Here is a 17,122-nt window from a genome sequence, read left to right as displayed (position 1 = left end):
TAGGAGCAAACCCGCCCGGCGGGCGCGGCGCTAGCCCGGCCGGGGGGCCACCCACAGGGCCGAGGAGATGCCGCAGAGGTCGCCCTCGGCCGTGGCCAGTGCGGCGCCCACCCGGTGCTTGCGCCCTTCCTCCGCGACGACCCACGCGTACGACACCAGTCGCGAGGCGATCGGCACCGGCCGCAGCAGCCGGGCGGCGAGCGAGGCGGTCACCGCGCCCTCGCGCATGGTCCCGAGCAGCCGGCCCGCCGCGTTCCCCGGGCAGTCCAGCGCGCCCCACACCAACTCCGCCGGCAGCATCCCGTCGGCGTCCGCGAGCGCGGCCCCGGGTGTCCAGGCGGTGGCCACCAACTCCCGCCCGGCGACGCCTCCGCAGTGCAGTCGGAGCCCGGTGTCGGGCATACGGTCGAGCCCGCATCCGAAGCAGTCCACGGACCCCGTCGGAGGCGCCGCGCGATAGGCCTCGGCCGCCGCGGTCGCCTCCGCCCAGGAAGGCGGTGCGGGTACGCCGGGCGCCGCGAGGTCCTCGTCGTGGGGCACGGCCACCGCGAGGTCCCCGTCCGCACCGGTCAGCACGGCCCCGCCGCCGGCGGTCCGCGCGAGCCCCACCGGCACCTCGACGGGCGTCGGCCGCCGGAAGTCCACCCGTACGGCCCCGGCCTCCGCCCGCCGGGCCAGCACCCCCGCCACGTACCCGCCGAACGCCACCCCGGGATAGCCCCGCAGCAGGTCGGGCACCGTGATCGTCTCGATGTCGCTCATGCCGCCACTCCACCACACCGTTCCTGGGGACTGAGCATGAGTGAGTCCGCCCAGCCGCACGCCCCGAACGGTCTGGGGCGTTCCCCCACTGCCTCAAGGGCGTGGGAGGTACCCCCAGGTCCCCGGCGTACTCAACCCCGGGGCGGCGACACGCATCCTGTACGTGGTCCGGTCCCGGGAGGCCGGTTCCCTCACGACCTGGCCAGGTGGGTACGGACAGAGGGCGACGGAGAGGCCCCGGACCTTCTCTCCGGAGGAAAGGGGGCTCCGCACGCCGACTCCGTTCCCGGTGTCCCGGATCGCCCGCTCACCGTAGCCCGAACAGCCCACACCGTCGCAAACCCGGAAGCCGATCATCACACGATCGAGCTCATCCACCCTCGTACGCACTCCCCGGCAAGCAGCTGGCAACCCCCCGACGACCGCCGGAGCGCGCCCACACCGCCATGGGCGACGGCCGGCCGACGTCCGCGCGGGCCGCCCGACGCGCGCCGGGCCCCGCGTGCGGCCCCGTCCCATGGCCCGCCGGGCCCCGCCGGGTCTCCCCGTGGTCCCGGGCGGACGCCTACCCGGAGCGGAACATCGGTTCCCTCCGCAGGGGCGACCCGCTGCCGGACAGCAGTCCATGGGCCAGCGATGTCGCCGAGTGCTCGACCCGTTTGCCGGCCCGGCGGCTGACGATCAGCCCCGCCCCGCGCAGGACCCCGATCTGATAGCTCGCACTGGCCGGTGCGAGGTGGAGCGCCCGGGCCACGTCGGCCGTCGTGCGCGTGCGGTGACCGGCCACCTCGGCGAGGACCGCGCTCCTCGTCCGGCCCAGGAGCCGTTCCAGCCCTTCCTCGCCGGTGAGCGCGTGGTCGAACGGCTGCTTCGCGACCGGGTAGACGAGGACCGGATCGAGGCAGGGGTCGGCGAGCGCCGTGGGCCTTCGCCAGCAGAAGTACGACGGCACGAGCGTCAGTCCGCGTCCCTCCAGGCGCAGTTCCCGCTCGACGGGATAGTCGACGTCCAGATACGGAGGGTTCCACCGGGCGAACGGGTGCAGCCCCGCGAGGAGAGCCCCCGTGCCTCCGCCGAGCGCGGCCCGGGCGCGGACGGCGACGTCGTCGCCCACCGCCGAGCGCACCTGCCGCCAGTACGGTTCCAGCAGCACCCGGAAGGAGTCCCGCAGGGCGTCGGCGGTCATCAGCAGGGTGGAGGCGTGCCGTTCGTGCGGGCCTCGCACCCATCCCGGCAACGGCCGCGACGCGGCGAGTCGGGCGAGTTCGGCCACCAGCCGTTCCCGGGGAGTGGCGCGGACCTTGTCGAGCGCCGCGTCCAGGTTCTCACCGGTGACCGGAGGCGTCAGGAAGTCGGGGATGTACCCGGTGGCCGGAATGAGGGTGCGCAGCGTGCGCAGGGCGGTGTCGGCGCGGCTGTCCCGCGCCAGCAGGTGGGTGGACCGCTGGCGCCAGTGTCCGAACTCCAACGGCCCCTCGTCCGTCTGTAGACGACAGACGGCACACATCAACTCCCAGAGGGGATCAGGCTGTTGAACCAGACGTACGTTCTCCAGGTCGCGCCAGCCGAAGTGGATGCGAAGCACATGGCTCCTCGCCGCTCGTGTCCCGGGAACAACTCCTGTGATCGTGACGCAGATGATCCGTACGGAGAAGTCGAGAATGCGAAGAGGATCGGATTCGCGTCGATAGCCTTTTCTCCATGAGCCCTGGTCGCGGCACTGGTGGGGTGCGAGAACCGAGCCTGCACCAGCTCCGGCTCTTCCTCGTTCTCGCCGAGGAACTCCACTTCGGACGGGCCGCGGCACGCGTCTACGTCACCCAGCCCGCGTTCAGCCAGCAGATCAGGTCGCTGGAACAGCGGCTCGGGGTCACCCTCGTCGCGCGCGGCGGCCGCGGCACGCGGCTCACGCCGGCCGGCCGGGCACTCGCCGAGGAGGCGAAGGCCGTGGTCGACGCCATGGCCCGATTACGGCGGACCGCGGACTGCCATGCCGGAACGGCGCGCGGACGTCTGCTGATCGGCAGCCTCGGCGCGGAAGCGGCCATGCCCCACGCGCACGCCGTCCTCGCCCACCTCCGCGAGCTCCACCCCGACCTGGAGATCGAGGTCCGCAACCTGACCTTCGTCGACATGTTCGGCGCCCTGCTCGCCGGGGAGGTCGACGCCGCGTTCCTGCGCGGCCCCCTGCCCGGCGGGATCCAGTCCCTGCGTCTGGCCACCGAGACCCGGGTGGTCTGCCTGCCCACCGACGACCCCCTCGCGGGCCGGGAGACCGTCACCCTGGCCGACCTCGCCGACCGCACGGTGGTCGACATGCCCCCGGAAGTGCCTCGCGCGTGGTGGGACCACCTCACCGTCAACCCGCGCCCCGACGGCACGCCCGTCCGCTACGGCCCCGTCATCAGGGACACCGAGGCCATGGTCTTCGCCGTCACCCAGAAACAGGCGATCGCCTTCCTGCCCTCCGCGGCCCGCCACCTCTATCCGCGCACCGGCGTCACCTACGTCCACTGCCCCGAGCTGGGCGTGTCGACGGCCGAACTCGCCTGGCTCCCCGACCACCGCGACGAACCGACCGTGACCGCCCTGCGCGAGGCGGCCCACCACGTCCTTCGCCAGGCGCACCCCGGCCAGGACTGATCAGGGCCCGTCCCGGAGGCTTCCCGGCCACTTGGCCGGAAGGGGACCCATGTTTTCGACGAGCATCGAAAACATGGCGGTGGAGATGGCCGCCCCCGCACGATGTGCTGAAGCAGCGGCTCGACCGGCCGCCGCGGCGTTCGGAGGGGGAACCGGCTGTCAAGGCCGTGCAACCGGACGAGACGGGGGTGATCATCGCCGTACGGGCGTGATCATCGCCGTCGCGACGGGGCTTCTCCCTCGCTTTTCGTGAAGGGCGCCATCGGCCTGGCGACGCCGACGCCGGCCCTGCCGGCCCGAGCCCGGCCGTGGCGCCCGACCCTCTTCCGATCACCACCCGTCGATCGATCCAGGAGGATCACCATGACCTACACCGTGACCGCCGACGTCCGGACCACCATCGAGGCCGGGACGTCCGCCGAGGAGGAGCTCGACCTCGTCATCGGCGAACTGGAGCAGGACATCCCGCAGCGCACGAAGGCGGCTGCCAGCACGTGTGCCGGCTGGTACTGCCTCTGACGGAGCCACGGCCGAACCGCATCACCGGCCATCGCACAGGTGCCGCTCGGCGACCGGCGGGCGGCACCGTTCAGGGGGAGGCACACCAACCGTGATCGACGTGCTGTGGGACGCGGCACCGGCCATGTCGGCCCGCCCGATCCCACCGGCCACCGGTTCGCGACCTACGGGTCCGCACCACTCGGCCACCGGTCCGCGCCCCGCGCGCTCGCTCGGCTCGGCCGCCGCCCGGAAGGTCGTGGCGGCGGTGAGGGCGGGCACGGCGGGCCGGTTGTTCCCTCCGGTGCTGCGGCTCGCCGACGACGGTCTGCTCGTACACGACCGCTTCCTGGCCGGCGACAGCGACGCGGACGTCCTGGCGGCGGCCCTAGCCTCCCCTCGATTCGCCCCCGTCGTCGCGGTGTTGGACGCCCTGGACGCCTGGTGCGGGCACGCCACGTCCCGGCACGGCACCCTGCTCGCCCCCGGTCTGCTCGACGTGACCGACGGCGCCCTCTTCGGGCCGCTCGTGGCCGAGGCGTTCACCGCCTGCGCCGCCGGCGTCCCCTACGCGGCCGACGAGCAGCACACCCACTGGACGACGTTCCTGGACCGGTTCCTGGAGCGGGTGAGCCGGGACGTCACCGGGCCCTGGTTCGACCGGCCCGCGCTGCGTCCGCCCCTGACGGGCATCGAGGCCCAGGGCGGAGAGACGCACAACGGCCGCGGCAGGATCCTGCGCGTGGGCCTGAGCGGCGGTGGCGTCGTCGCGTACAAGCCCCGCCCGGCGGACGGCGAACTGCTCTTCCTCGCCCCCGAGGACTCCGTGTTCGCCCTCCTCAACTCCCTGCCGCCCGTGACGGGACCGGTCGTGCTGCCCGTCCTGCGCTGCACGGCGGGCAGCGGCCCCGACCGACGGGACTACACCTGGCAGGAGTGGATCGAGCCGCCCTCGCAGTGGGGCCCGATCCGCTCGGCGCCCGGAAGACGGCTCGACGGGACCCGGCTCGGCCGGCGCCGCGCGGAACTGCTGTGGCACCGGGCGGGATCCCTCGCCGCCGCCGCGTTCCGCTTCGGCATCACCGACCTGGCCGAGGGCAACATCCTCGCCGGGACCCGTCCCGACCTGCCGGAACCCCTCCTCTACCCGGTCGACCTGGAGATCTTCCTCGCGCCGCTGCCACGCCTCTACGACACCGGACTCGTCGCCGACACCGAAGCCGGCGACCACCACCACCCGGGGCTGGAGGACCAGCCGCGCTGGTGCACCCTGGACGGACCGGTCGCCCACTTCACCGAACTCCCCGACGGCGAACCCCCCGACGGTGAACTTCCCGCCGGCGGCCTGCGGTTGGTGCGCAGAAGCCGGCCCTGCGCGCGCGGCCGGACCCGCACGGTCGTCGCGGACACCCTGGGGCGCACCGGATACGGGCCCTACCTCCCGGAGTTCCTGCGCGGGATGTTCGACGCCTGGACCCTCATGTCCCGTCACCACGACGTCATCCGGTCCTTCCTGGTCCGCGCCGGACGCGAGCGGCACGTCCGTGTCCTGCTGAAGCCGACGGCCGCCTACACCGAGGTGCTCGCCGACCGCCTCACCACGACGACACCGGGTCCCGCCGACACCGTGTTCGGCCCCGAGGAGACGGCTCAGCTCGACGCGCTGGACGCCCCCTATTTCTTCCGCTCCGTGCAGGGCGGGCCGCTGCTGCGCACCGGAGAGGCCCCCACTCCCGTACCGGGCGCCCCGCACCCGGACTGGCCGCCGTCGGCCACCGTCCGCGACGAACGCGGCCGCGACCTGGCCGGCCTCGGCGTGGCCCTGCGGGACGCCGTGGAGTACGTGTACGACACCGTCGGGCCCGGTGACCTCCACGGGGACGGCGTCCACGTCCGGCTCACCGACCGGCACACCGGCGAGGTCGCCTTCGACCGGCCGCGGGCCGGGCGCCGGATCGTCTACACCTGGGACCGCGACACGACGAGGATCCGCTCGGAACCGCGGGCGCGGCCCGCCCCCGCACTCGACGTGCGGCGGCGCCTGCTGGCGATCGACCGGGTGGACGCGGAACTGCGGGCCCGCTGGACCGACTCCCGCTTCGGCGACGAGGAGACCGGGGAGCGACTGCGCGCCCTGACCGCCGCCGCCGTCCGCTGGCTGGAGGACGTCGTGCGACGGCACGGCTGGCCGGGCCGGGCCCTCGTCGGCCCGGCGGCGGCGGCCGCGGCCTGCCGGCTCCTCCAGCACGCCGAGGGGCCGGCGGACTTCCAGTACGAGTGCCTCGGCCTCATCGAACAGGCCGCCCGCGACGGGGATCTGCCCTGGCGTCAGGTGGCGTACGTGACCGACGCGCTGCGGCTCCGGGAAGGCCGGCCGCAGCTGTACGGGACCAAGTTCCGCATGCGGGAAGGGAAGCTGGAGCCGTGCCCCATCGAACAGCCCGAGCAGGTGGACGAACGTCGTCGCCGTCTGAGGATGGAACCGCTCGCCCGGTACGCCGGCCGACTGCACCGCCGGTACCAGCCGCACACCGGGTGACCGGGACCGCGTGGGACCTCTTCGCCGCCCGCCACTGGGAGCGCACACCGGTGGTGGTGCCCGCGCCGGGCGGCCCGCTCACCGTCGACGCCGACCGCGCCTACACGACGATGGTCGAGGCCGCGCGACCCTTCCGGGCCGGGACCCGTTTCCAGGCCCTGCCCGATGTCCGCTTCCACGTCGAGGACGGCCGGATCCGAGCCCCGGGTGACCTGCTGCCCGGGCCGGGGGACACGACCGCCGAGCGGTACGCCGAGCGCCTCGACCAGCGGATGGCGGGACGCGGCCGGCTGCTCGTGGTGGAGCAGGGACTCATGCTCGACCCGCCGTTGTGGGCGGGGGTGCGCTCCCTGGTCACGCCCCTGTGGGAGCGGGTCGGCTTTCCCGTCCTGCCCGTCGTGGCCGAACTCGTCCTCGGCGAGGGCATCGCGGAGCGCCACGGCTCCCCGCACTCCGCCCTGGTCTGGGTGCTGCGCGGCAGCCTGACGGCCACGCCCCGCGACTCCGGGTCCGCCCTCGACGCCGAAGCGGGCGATCTGCTCCACTGGCCGGCCGGCCGGCCGCACACCCTGACCTTCGGTCCCCGCACCATGGCCCTGCGGCTCCTGGTGCCCCGCGACCCCCGACTGGCGACCGCGGAGGTCACGGGCGTCGTGGCCGGCCTGGTGCACGCGCGGCGCGGCCAGGAGCGCGTCCCCTATCTGCCGTACCCGCCCGACGGCCCGACCCCGCCCGACGTGCCCGAACTGGCGAGTACGGCGGAGCTGGTGCGCGAGGTGACGGCGACGCCACGGCTCGGCCGGCTGCTGGGCGCCGTGTGGGCGCGCAGGGCCAGCGCCGCCGGTCTGGAACCCGCCCCGGAGGCGCGGCCGCCCGTACGCCTCTCCCCGGACGACCGCCTGCGGCCGGCGTCCGCCGTCGTCCGGATGCCCCTGGACGACGGGCAGACATGGCTGTGGGCGGTCGACGGCCACGCCTTCTCGCTCCGCGGCACCCTCGGCGAACGCGTCCTGGACCGCCTGCGGCAGGGCGACACCCCCACGGTCCGCGACCTGTGCGCCGTGGCGGGCCCCGGCCACGACGAGGCCGTCGTGGCCCTGCTGGAGAAGCTGTACACGCTGCGCGGCGTGGACATGGACGTGGACACGGACGTGGACGTGGACGTGGACGGACGGGAGAGCGGCACGTGAGCACCTCGGCGGCGGCGGTGGCAGTGGCGGTGGCGGTGGAGACGGAGTTCGACTGGACCACCTTCGCGGAGAGGTACTGGGACCGGGCGCCCGTGCTGTTCCGTGGTCTGTCGCCCGCCCCCTTCGAGGTGTCGGAGGTGTTCCGGGCGGCCGTGCACGCCGGCCCGTGCGCGGGAGCGGGACCGGAGGAACGGGTGCCGTCGCACGCGCAGTTGACGGTCGAGCGGGTCCAGCGCGACACGGCCGACGGCCTGCTGCCGACCGCCGAGGACGGCGGCTTCGACGGCTACGACAGCCGGCTGGCCGCCCGCCTCGGCGGCCTGCGGTACGCGCTCGTCCTCAACGGCTTCCACGCGTTCGACGCCGCCGTGTGGTCGCGTGAGCGCGCCTTCTACGCCGGGCTGTGGGAAGCGGTCGGCCTGCCCGTGACCGGCGCCATCACGACCCTGTTCCACGGCACCTACGAGCACAGCCCCGTCGGCGTCCACAAGGACCGCTTCGCCACCTTCATGTTCGGACTCCGCGGCCGCAAGCGCATGCGGTTCTGGCCGCGCAGGCCGTGGGACGAGGCCGTCTCCACCAAGGTCGACTACACCGGGCACCTGCCCGGGTCCTTCTCCGCCGACGTGGGACCCGGCGACCTGCTGTACTGGCCCGCCGACTACTACCACGTCGGCGAGAGCGCCACGACGTCCCCCGCGACCAGCGTCAACGTCGGTGTGCCCCGGGACGAGCACCACGCCGGCTACGAGGTGGAGGCCCTGATCGCCGACCTCGACCCGACCCGGCAAACCGGCCGCGGCAGCCTGGACACCCTGCTCCGCGTCCCCGCGGCCGAGGTCGGCGCACCGGGCCCCGGCCCGGACGGCCTGCTGTCTCCCGTGCTCCCCGAGGCGCTCGGCGGTGCGGTGCGGGCGCTCGCCGCCTTCGCCCGGCCCGAGCGGACGGGCCCCCGCGTCACCACCGTCTCCCTGCGCCACTGGACGTCCGGGGGCTTCGCGCCCGCACCGGCCGCCGCCGCGCCGCTTCCCCTCGCCGACGAAGACCGCCTGCGGACCGTGCCCGGCGCGCACGTCCTGTGGGCCCCGGACGGCGACGACGGGACGCTCTGCACGGCGAACGGCCTCCGGGCCCACACCCCCCTCGGCCCCGGCGCCCTGACGGCGGTGACCCGGGCGCTGGCCGGCCCGGACCCGGTGCGGGTGGCCGACGTCCTGTCCCGCGTCCCGCCCGGCACACCACGTGACGACGTCCGCGCCCTGTTGGAGACCCTGGAGAGCTTCCGAGCACTCCGCCGGGAGCCCTGAGCCGGACCGGACGGCCCGCCGGCCCGATGTCCAACGCGGGCCGGGCTTCCGGCCGCACGGCGGGCGCGGCCTCAGACGTGCATGCGGGCCGGACGTCCCGCCGAGGTGGCTCGGGCGGACCGGGCGGCCCCGGTTTTCCTGGCGTGGAGCACGTTCCCGTCCAGGGGCAGCGGGCTCCGGTCCACCAGGGCGAGGCCCGCGTCGGCGAACAGCCGGCCGTAGTGGTCGGCGCGCCGTTCGCGCCCGCCGACGTTGCACATCATGTGCAGATCCCAGGCCGTGGCCAGTGAGGCCGAGCCGTCGGAGGGCAGGACGCGTTCGACGACGAGGAGATCGGCGTGGTCGGGCATCGCGCGGGCGCAGTGGCGCAGGATCTCGCGGCAGCGCTCGTCGTCCCAGTCGTGCAGGACGCGCGACAGGACGTAGACGCCACCGCCCGCGGGCACGTCCGTGAAGTCGCCGGCCACGAAGGCGCACCGCGTGCCGTGGCCCGCCTCCGCCAGTCGGCGGCGGGCGGCCTCGACGGCGTGCGGACGCTCCAGCAGGACCCCCTTCAGACGGGGGTGCGCGGCGAGCACACGGCCCAGCAACTCCCCGTTGCCGCCCGCCACATCGACCACCGTGCCCCCGCCCGGGGCCTCGGCCGCGGCGGTGAGCACCGGATGCGCGGGCAGCGGGTGGAACATGGCTGAGCCGGCGGCCATGGACCGGTCGAAGAGTTCCGCCAGTTCGGGGTCGCGGGCGAAGTGGTCGAAGTGGTTCTCGCCGAAGAGGTGCTCGAAGGCGACCTCTCCGGTGCGCACGGTGTGCCCGAGCTCGGCGAAGGACCGGTAGAACGGGCCGCCGTACATCAGCGCCAGCGCCCGCATCGACCCCGGGGCGTCCGCCCGCAGCAGCCCGCCCGGCCCGGTGAGCCGGAAGCCGTCGCGGCCCTCCGCCACCACGCCCAGCATCACCAGGTAGCGCAGCAGCGTCGCCAGGTTCTCCGGCCGCGCGCCGACCTCCCGCGCCAGCTCCGTCACGCCGGTTCCCCGCTCGCCGTCCATCGCGTCGGCCACCCCGAGCTGTGCGAAGACGGTCAGCGCCTGGGTGGTCCACGCCCCGGTCAGCAGGCGCAGGAGCGTTTCGGCCGGCTGTCGGGCGCGGTGCCCGGCGAGGTGGTCGGCGAGCACGTCGCGGTGGTCGCCGGGGACGTACAGCTCCACGCGCCGGTACCCGGCCTTGGCCTCGGCGGGCGCGTCGAAGTAGAAGACGGTGCCGTTCTCGTGCGGGTTGTAGCCGCCGCCGTCCGGGGTGGCCCCGTAGCGCGCGAAGGTCGCGCACAGGCCGCGCAGCACCAGCGGGTCGGGCGCCGTGATGTCGAAGGCGAGGTGGGTCTCGTGCTGCCGCTCCCGCTCGTGCGCGGCCAGCGTCTCCAGGCCGGATCCCGGCGGCACGGTCAGCGCGAACACCTCGACCGTCCGGTGCTCCCCGCCGACGCCGACCACCGAGGGACGCACGATGCCGATGTCCAGCTCGGCCACGGGCCGCCGATGCCGCAGCGCGAGGCGCTCGCGTACGACGACACTGGGCCTCGGCGGAGGGACCGCGCCGAGGCCGCAGTCGGTGAGCATGGCGCGCAACTCCGCCTCGTCCGAGGGGAAGACGAGCAGCGCGGCATGGGAGAAGCGGCAGCGCTCCGCGAGAGCCCGTAGCTCGGGACCGTCGAGGCCGGGCAGCAGCAGCGGGAGCAGTGCGGCGGTGTCCTGCTCCTTGACGAAGTCGACCGTCGCGCGCAGGCGGGACGTGTCGCTGTCGCCCGACAACGTCGTGATCATTGCGGGAATCCTCATTCGGGGTGCGGAACTCGGGTGTGCGGAGGGGGAAGAAGAAAGGAGAGGGCTCATACGCCGACGTAGTGCTCGGCGAACCAGTCCTGCCGGGTGCGCGAGCTGCGCAGCGACGCGAGGCGGGCGCGCCGCAGGGAGTTGTGGAACGAGAGCGTGCCGTCCGCGCCGTGGCCGTCGTTGCCGTGGCCGTCCTTGCCGGGTGGGCCGTGCAGCAGTCCGATCATCCAGTGCGAGAACTCCTGAGCGCGCCAGATGTACGGCAGGCAGCGCGCGGAGTAGGTGTCGAGTCCCTCGGTGTCGCCGTGCCGGAGCGCGTCGATCAGGGCGCGGGCGAGGAACTCCGCCTCCAGGACGGCGAGGTTGGCGCCCTTCGCGGCGGACGGGCTGATGAGACCGGCGGCGTCGCCCACCAGGAACAGGGAACCGTGGCGCAGCGGTTCGAGCACATCGGACTCCAGGTCGACGACGGCGCGCTGCACCACGGGGCCACGGTGCAGCGGGCCGTACTCCGTCGCCCGCATCCGCAGCTCCAGCTCGTCCCAGAGGCGCTCCTCGGACCAGGCGTCGGCCGGGGTCCCGCGCTCGCACTGCAGGTAGTAGCGGGTGATCTCCCGGGTCCGCGCCATGTGCCCGGCGAATCCCCGCTCGTGCACCGCGTATCCGACGGCGTCCAGGCTGGGCGGCGCCTCGGCGAGCAGTCCGAGCCAGGTCACGCCGTGGTCCAGGTGGTGACGGTGTACGAAGCCGGTCGGCAGCGACCGGCGGGCCACGCCGTGCCGTCCGTCGCACCCGGCCACGTACCGCGCCCGCCAGCGGCAGGGCCGCCCGTCCGCGTCGCGCACGGTCACCGAGGGCCGGTCCGTGTCGGCGTCGAGGACGTCCATGGCCTCGGTGGTGAACTCGACCTGTCCGCCGGCGGCCAGGAACCGCGTCAACAGGTCGGTGACCAGCCGCTGTTGGGGATAGACGGTGTGCCGCTCACCGCGCCCGAGGCCGCTGTAGTCCAGCCGGAACCGGCCGTCCGCCGTGCGGAACTCGCAGGTGCTGTGGGCCTGTCCGTCCCGGCGCAGCCCCTCGGCCAGCCCGTGCCGCTCCAGGATCCGCACGGTGTGGGCGGCCAGGAACCCGGCCCGCGCCCGCGTCTGGACGTGCGCGCGCTCGGCACGCTCCAGGAGGACGCAGTCGATCCCGCTGTCCTGGAGGAGATTGCCGAGCACGAGCCCGGCCGGACCGGCACCGAGAACGACCACATCGGCTGCTCGCCGGATCTTCCTATCTGTCACGAGAAGGGATAGTAGGTGCCAGGAAGTTCCCTACCGGACGAAGATCACCTGAACGAGAAGACCACAAACCGTGACGTGCCGTGAGGCGGCCACGGCGCTGGCGGAGGACTGCCCTCAGGCGGCCGTGGCGGGGCGCGGTGTGCCGCGGAAGACCTGGCTGATGTGCCAGTCGAGGTGGTCGGCCGCCACGGGGCGGACGCCCGGCTGCGGACCGACCAGCGCGCGGCCCGCCAGGGCGATGACCTGATCCCGGGCTGCGGGGCTGTGGCCGACGAAGTGCTGGGAGACGAGGACGCGATGGTCGCCGTCGACCCCGAGGACGCCCTTGTCGAAGAGCTTGTGGTGGAGTGAGCACAGGCACAGCCCGTTGTCGACGTCGTCCGGTCCGCCCAGTGCCCACCAGCGCACATGGGCGGCCTCCAGCCCCACCGGGACCGGGCCGAGCCGGCCGTCGTAGCCGCAGAAGGCGCACCGGTACTCGTAGGCCGTCAGCACCAGTTCGCGCATGCGCCGGTCCCGCTGCTTGCGTACGGTCGAGAGGGGGACGACCTCCGCCGGATCCAGTTCCAGGCCGACGGCTTCGCACAACTCCCCGTGGACGGAGGGCGGGAAGTGGCGGTCCAGCAGCAACCGCGTGACGCGCGGCAGCAGTTCCGGCTCGCTGCGCAGCGCGGCGCCGAATTCCACCGAGAGCCGGCCGGTGGCGCCCGTCTCCCGGAGGTCCCGCACCCCGCTGCCGGGACTGCCGGGGCCGCGATCCGTACGGACCTCCCAGACGCCGTCACTGACCAGGTGGTGGAACGGGTAGGCGGGTGACGTCCTGTGAGGCGGGCCGTACTCGGTCAGCAGACGCTGGAGGTCCTCCTCGACCGCGCTGTACCGCAGTTCGCCGTCGGGGTCCTGCTGGAACCGGCCGAGGGCGTGCAGAAGCAGCAGCGGCTTGTGCGGAGCGCGCGTCCCGTTCCTGGTCCATTGCCTCAGCTTCGCCACGCGCTCCAGCCAGTCCATGGCCGCTGATCGTAGTGAGGCGCATGGGCCGGGGGCGAGGGCCGCGGGACGAGCGGGACGGCGACCGGCAGTACGGGCAGGGTCGCCGTCCCGTCGGTGCCGGTGGTTCAGAGGATCCTGAACTTGTCCATCCGCACGCCGCCCGGGTGGCTCGGGAAGGTGTAGACGGTGTTCTTCGCGATCGGTGTGTCGGGCTGCCACCTACCGTCGCCGTACCACTGGACGCGGTTGTTGCCGGTCGAGATGCGGGTGATCCACGAGTTGCCGGGCAGGGGAGCCGTTCCGGCGTTGGCGAAGCAGACGTTGGTGTCGGAGCGACCGGGCTGGTGGTAGGTGACCTGCACGAAGTCGCTCCGGCCACAGCTGACCTCATTGATCGCGAACGCGTTCGTCGCGGTGAGGGCGGTCAGGGAGGCCGTCAGCGCCAGACGTGCGACCAATGGACATAGGCGTGTGCGGCATGACGCGAGATAGGGTCGTGGATAGGAGGATCCACTACACCACCGTCGGCGAGGCGCACGCCTACTGGGACGCAAAGGCGACCTTCGAGTACGAGAATAAGCTTTCGTCGAACGTCGAAGTGGCCGTCAAGGCCGGCGGAAAATGGACCATACAGGGAACGGTGACACTCGCATCCGCAGCAAGTTCCAGCACCGGCTACTACAACCGGGGGCCGTACTTCGCCAAGCAGTGGCGAGTGCCGATCGAGTACAAGAAGCACAAGCAGAACTTCCGCTGCGACGGCCGAGTCTGGACCCAGTACAAGATCATTGCCGGGCGTTACAAGATTCCGACCAATGGTCCGGTGGGAAAGTTCGGAAAGAATGTCGCGCACAAGGATGGTGGGATCAACTTCCATAAGTCGCCCAGGAGTCACCGAACCTGGGTGCCGAGGGGTTCAGGATTCTCCATCAGCACGAACCGCAGCTCCAAAATTTCCGGAGCGGTGAGCGCGTTCGGCGTCACGCTCGGCGCATCAACTCGGTACGACAAGGACCACAAGCAGCGCATTATTGCGGGAAATAAGACCCTTGCACGCCATGAGATCTGGGGAAAGAATGGTCCGGTTGATGCGAAGCCCGGCGTTTTCTACTCCAACTAGGATTTCGGCACTTCTGATCGTGCTGATGTTGGCGACTGCGGCCTGTGAACGTACGACCGATGTTCAGCCGCGTACTGGTGACGCTCTCTACACTGAGGGAATGATCGCGCAGGGCGTCACGGACAACCACAGCGCGAAGGTGGATGAGACGTGGTGGTTCACCCTTCCACCTCCCTACAACGTCAGCGACGACCCCCTGGAAGTCATCGACGCGTCCGTGGTGAAAGTGCCGGACGGAATCAAGATTGTCCGGTACCGCGCCTACCATCGGGACGACACGGACGGAATGCCGCTCCTGGCAAGAGAGGGCGACCAGCAGAACCCTGATTTCGCCAGACTGAAGGACTATGCAAAGGCCCCGCTGAAGTTGGCTCCCGACTCGGGAGGCGACGTGTATTACGTCGCAGAGCTCGAAGTCACCGCTCCACCGAAGGAGAACCTGCGCGACTGCCGGTTCACCTACCGCCAGAACGGACACACCTTTACTCAGACGATGGGCTGCGAACTGGAGCTCCGAGTGGGGTGATCAGAAAGAAAGGTGGCCGTTGCCGTCCCGAGTCAGGACAGCAACGGCCACGCTTTTGTTCATGGCTAATGAACTTGAACTCGTGATGTCGGTCGACTCATGGTGGCGGCGTCAGGGTCCGAGACGCCCGCTGTTACCGGCCCGGGTTCAGGCAGGGCGTCTGCAGGTTCCGGGGGCGTGCGGCTGGTCAGGTTGTGACCGATTGGGGTGCATAACAGGGCAGGCACGGGCTTCGCCGGGTGGTAAGGGGCGGCCGGTGACCGACGGCGCACATGTGGCCGACCTTCCTGCGCCATCCCATCCGCTCACGGCCAGGTGTGTTCGATGCGGTCGTGCCGTACGGCGTAGGCCGTCGGCCCGCCCTTCTCGATCGCCCGGTGGATCGCGTTCCGGTGCATGACGAGGCGATCGATCATCTCGGCGCTGCGAAGCTGCTGGTTGTCCAGGTAGAACAGCACCGCCTCGCGTTCCAGGACCGGTCGGATCTCCAGGTCGCGGGTCTTGATCCGTCCGTCCTTCGACAGCGGAACCCAGGAGCGGTCAAGACCGTGCGCGATCCACTCCTCGTCCGGGATGTCCTGGCCGTCGTCCGGGAAGACGTCCCCGATGCGGTGAACCGTCCACCCGCAGGCCCGCAGGCCCGCAGGCCCTCCGCCACACGGCGACCGAGATTCCGGTCGAGGAAGAACTCGGGGAGGACTCAGGCGACAAGGTGCACCACTGCCTGGCAGAGCGCGTCCACCTGCTCAGGCGTCATGTCGTAGTCGTACGCGATGTCCTCGACGGTTTCCCCGGCCTCCCACAGGTCGGTGATCGCCTGGACCGTGACGCGGTTCGCGGCCACGACAGGGAGACCGTGGCCGAACCTGGGGTCGATCACGACGGGGACGGAGGCCGGGTACTGCCGCAGCCGCAGGCTGGAGGGGAAGTCCTCGCCCGGCTCCCAGGTGAGGTAGCGGAGATAGTCGGAGACGACTTCGTGGATGGGGACCTGGCCGTCGCGGGCTCTGCGGAGATCGCCCCAGCCGTGCTCGATGAAGATGTCCACCCCGTCCGTGGCGATTCTCTTGGAGACGAGGCCGTAGGGAGTGTCGAGAGCGTCCCGTACGGCGGCGGCCGCCTCCCTGATCTCGCTCATGCGGAGCCCCAGAGAACGGAGGGAACGCAGAGCGTGTGCCTCGGCCACCGCGATGAACGGCACCGAGGGCTGCCCTTTCCGCACGGGCTCCACCTGGTGTACCAGTGGTGCTCCGGCGACTTTGGCCTTCAGCCACGAGGCGAGGGTCGACTGAGGAATCTGAAGGTAGGAAGCTGTTTCCGTGGGCGTCAGAAGCCCGTCCGTGAACCTGTCGACCATGTCCCACCTCCTCTTGGCATCAGATTTCGCATCGTGCCACACCAAGCCTCCCACCTGCGGGTGGACCGCACACCCGGCCACCGGCTCAGCCGGTCGCGGGGAGTTGGTTCCGGGTCCGGCAGTCCCGGCAGCGGCTGTGTCCCGCGGAGCGGAAGCCTCGGTCGCAGCCGTCGCAGTTGCGCATTTCCAGGATCACCGGGCGTTCTGGGGTTTCGGGACTTCCGGTCGCCGGTGCCGGTGCGGTCAGCGGAGTTTCCTTCAGCCGGTAGGCGAGGATGCCGACCGGGCGGACGAGGAGGTCTGCCGGGAGTCGTGCGGTGAGGTGGTCGGTGATCTGGGTGGGCAGCAGGCCTGTCGTGAGCCAGCGGGTGACGGCCGGGGCGAGGCGGGCGGCTTCCTGTTCGGACAGGACGAGGCGGGGGTCGACCTGGCGGAGGCCGGCGAGTACGGCGATGGCTCGGGGGTCGGCGTCGGTGAGTGGGGCCGGTGCCTCCTCCGTCTTCACCTCCGCCTGTACGGGCGTCTCCACTGTGTCCCGCACGGCCCCGGCCGCGGGTGCGGGCGTGGCCGCGGCGGGCTGCTTGCGGGGGCGACGAGGCTTGGGGGGAGTGGGAGGCCCGCTCGGGTCCGGGTCCGGGTCTGGTTCGCCGCCGGGTACGTCGTAGAAGTACGTCCGGGTGCGGACCCGCCCGGTGGGCGTTCGCTCGCGGCGGCGTTCCAGGTATCCGGCCTCTTCCAGTTCCCTGAGCGCTCGCGAGATGAGGATCTCGCCCTCGTCGAAGTGGGCGCACAGGGCGGTGATGCTCACGGGGGTGCCGGTGGGCAGGGAGGAGATGTAGGTCGCGACGCCGACCGTGACCGCGCTGCCGCGCCGCTGTGCGAGGGCGTTGGAGATCACCGTGAATTCGGCCGTCAGCCGGGTGCGTACGTGGATCACACCGGAGGTGGGCACTCCGGCGTCGGCGCGCAGGGGCGCGTTAGACTGCGAATCAGCCATTGGGAAGGTTCGAGCTTCCTGATCGGTCAGGCCCTCGATCGGGATTGCAGTCCCGGCCGGGGGCCGATGTCTTTGTGTGGT

16 protein-coding genes and 1 pseudogene are annotated in these 17,122 nt (G+C 72.2%); 7 read left to right on the top strand and 10 right to left on the bottom strand.

Annotation, left to right across the window (positions count from 1 at the left end; translation table 11 throughout):
- Nucleotides 1-30 precede the first annotated feature (30 nt).
- Both E4N62_RS16495 and E4N62_RS16490 read right to left on the bottom strand, forming a co-directional pair.
- The gene (locus E4N62_RS16495; RefSeq protein ID WP_230215249.1) at nucleotides 31-762 is read right to left on the bottom strand and encodes a hypothetical protein; all 732 of its coding nucleotides are present in this window, start codon (nucleotides 760-762) and stop codon (nucleotides 31-33) included.
- A gap of 565 nt (nucleotides 763-1,327) precedes the next feature.
- Nucleotides 1,328-2,347, bottom strand: coding sequence for a winged helix-turn-helix domain-containing protein (locus E4N62_RS16490; RefSeq protein WP_230215247.1), 1,020 nt, complete (start codon nucleotides 2,345-2,347; stop codon nucleotides 1,328-1,330).
- 116 nt (nucleotides 2,348-2,463) lie between these two features.
- On the opposite strand from E4N62_RS16490, the gene E4N62_RS16485 reads away from it, so the two are divergent.
- The 5 genes from E4N62_RS16485 to E4N62_RS16465 all read left to right on the top strand — a co-directional run bounded on the left by E4N62_RS16485 (nucleotide 2,464) and on the right by E4N62_RS16465 (nucleotide 8,939).
- Complete coding sequence (locus E4N62_RS16485) at nucleotides 2,464-3,405, top strand: LysR family transcriptional regulator (protein ID WP_230215245.1); 942 nt, start codon at nucleotides 2,464-2,466, stop codon at nucleotides 3,403-3,405.
- Between the two features lie 363 nt (nucleotides 3,406-3,768).
- Entirely contained in the window at nucleotides 3,769-3,924 is a 156-nt protein-coding gene (locus E4N62_RS16480; RefSeq protein WP_230215243.1) for a hypothetical protein, read from the top strand.
- 91 nt (nucleotides 3,925-4,015) lie between these two features.
- Nucleotides 4,016-6,442, top strand: a complete 2,427-nt coding sequence (locus E4N62_RS16475; RefSeq protein ID WP_230215241.1) for a type 2 lantipeptide synthetase LanM — start codon at nucleotides 4,016-4,018, stop codon at nucleotides 6,440-6,442.
- Entirely contained in the window at nucleotides 6,439-7,632 is a 1,194-nt protein-coding gene (locus tag E4N62_RS16470) for a hypothetical protein (RefSeq protein ID WP_230215240.1), read from the top strand. The genes E4N62_RS16475 and E4N62_RS16470 overlap by 4 nt, the downstream gene beginning before the upstream one ends.
- On the top strand, nucleotides 7,629-8,939 hold the full coding sequence (locus E4N62_RS16465; protein WP_230215239.1) for a JmjC domain-containing protein: 1,311 nt from the start codon (nucleotides 7,629-7,631) through the stop codon (nucleotides 8,937-8,939). The genes E4N62_RS16470 and E4N62_RS16465 overlap by 4 nt, the downstream gene beginning before the upstream one ends.
- Before the next feature lie 71 nt (nucleotides 8,940-9,010).
- On the opposite strand, the gene E4N62_RS16460 is transcribed toward E4N62_RS16465, so the two are convergent.
- From E4N62_RS16460 to E4N62_RS16445, 4 genes are all read right to left on the bottom strand, one after another.
- Nucleotides 9,011-10,756, bottom strand: coding sequence for an acetylserotonin O-methyltransferase (locus tag E4N62_RS16460; RefSeq protein WP_230215238.1), 1,746 nt, complete (start codon nucleotides 10,754-10,756; stop codon nucleotides 9,011-9,013).
- Between the two features lie 65 nt (nucleotides 10,757-10,821).
- Nucleotides 10,822-12,051, bottom strand: a complete 1,230-nt coding sequence (locus tag E4N62_RS16455) for a 4-hydroxybenzoate 3-monooxygenase (protein WP_230215237.1) — start codon at nucleotides 12,049-12,051, stop codon at nucleotides 10,822-10,824.
- A gap of 114 nt (nucleotides 12,052-12,165) precedes the next feature.
- Complete coding sequence (locus E4N62_RS16450) at nucleotides 12,166-13,059, bottom strand: phosphorothioated DNA-binding restriction endonuclease (RefSeq protein WP_230215236.1); 894 nt, start codon at nucleotides 13,057-13,059, stop codon at nucleotides 12,166-12,168.
- 107 nt (nucleotides 13,060-13,166) lie between these two features.
- A complete protein-coding gene (locus tag E4N62_RS16445) occupies nucleotides 13,167-13,499 on the bottom strand; it encodes a beta/gamma crystallin domain-containing protein (protein ID WP_230215235.1) in 333 nt (110 codons plus the stop codon).
- Between the two features lie 11 nt (nucleotides 13,500-13,510).
- On the opposite strand from E4N62_RS16445, the gene E4N62_RS16440 reads away from it, so the two are divergent.
- Both E4N62_RS16440 and E4N62_RS16435 read left to right on the top strand, forming a co-directional pair.
- Nucleotides 13,511-14,161, top strand: a complete 651-nt coding sequence (locus E4N62_RS16440; RefSeq protein ID WP_230215234.1) for a hypothetical protein — start codon at nucleotides 13,511-13,513, stop codon at nucleotides 14,159-14,161.
- A 100-nt stretch (nucleotides 14,162-14,261) separates the two neighbouring features.
- The gene (locus E4N62_RS16435; RefSeq protein ID WP_230215232.1) at nucleotides 14,262-14,687 is read left to right on the top strand and encodes a hypothetical protein; all 426 of its coding nucleotides are present in this window, start codon (nucleotides 14,262-14,264) and stop codon (nucleotides 14,685-14,687) included.
- A gap of 305 nt (nucleotides 14,688-14,992) precedes the next feature.
- Here E4N62_RS16435 and E4N62_RS16430 read toward each other — a convergent pair whose 3' ends face one another.
- The 4 genes and pseudogenes from E4N62_RS16430 to E4N62_RS16415 form a co-directional block, all read right to left on the bottom strand.
- On the bottom strand, nucleotides 14,993-15,145 hold the full coding sequence (locus tag E4N62_RS16430; RefSeq protein ID WP_230215229.1) for a hypothetical protein: 153 nt from the start codon (nucleotides 15,143-15,145) through the stop codon (nucleotides 14,993-14,995).
- A 42-nt stretch (nucleotides 15,146-15,187) separates the two neighbouring features.
- Nucleotides 15,188-15,295: pseudogene (locus E4N62_RS16425) on the bottom strand (toxin-antitoxin system, toxin component, PIN family protein); the annotation flags it as partial.
- Between the two features lie 92 nt (nucleotides 15,296-15,387).
- Entirely contained in the window at nucleotides 15,388-16,044 is a 657-nt protein-coding gene (locus tag E4N62_RS16420; protein ID WP_374116996.1) for a DUF433 domain-containing protein, read from the bottom strand.
- A gap of 85 nt (nucleotides 16,045-16,129) precedes the next feature.
- Complete coding sequence (locus E4N62_RS16415; RefSeq protein ID WP_230215225.1) at nucleotides 16,130-17,041, bottom strand: hypothetical protein; 912 nt, start codon at nucleotides 17,039-17,041, stop codon at nucleotides 16,130-16,132.
- Nucleotides 17,042-17,122 lie beyond the last annotated feature (81 nt).

It is taken from the genome of Streptomyces sp. MNU76 (genome assembly GCF_020982545.1).
In the GTDB taxonomy this organism is placed as follows: Bacteria; Actinomycetota; Actinomycetes; order Streptomycetales; family Streptomycetaceae; genus Streptomyces.
This window is presented reverse-complemented; position numbering and strand designations above follow the sequence as displayed.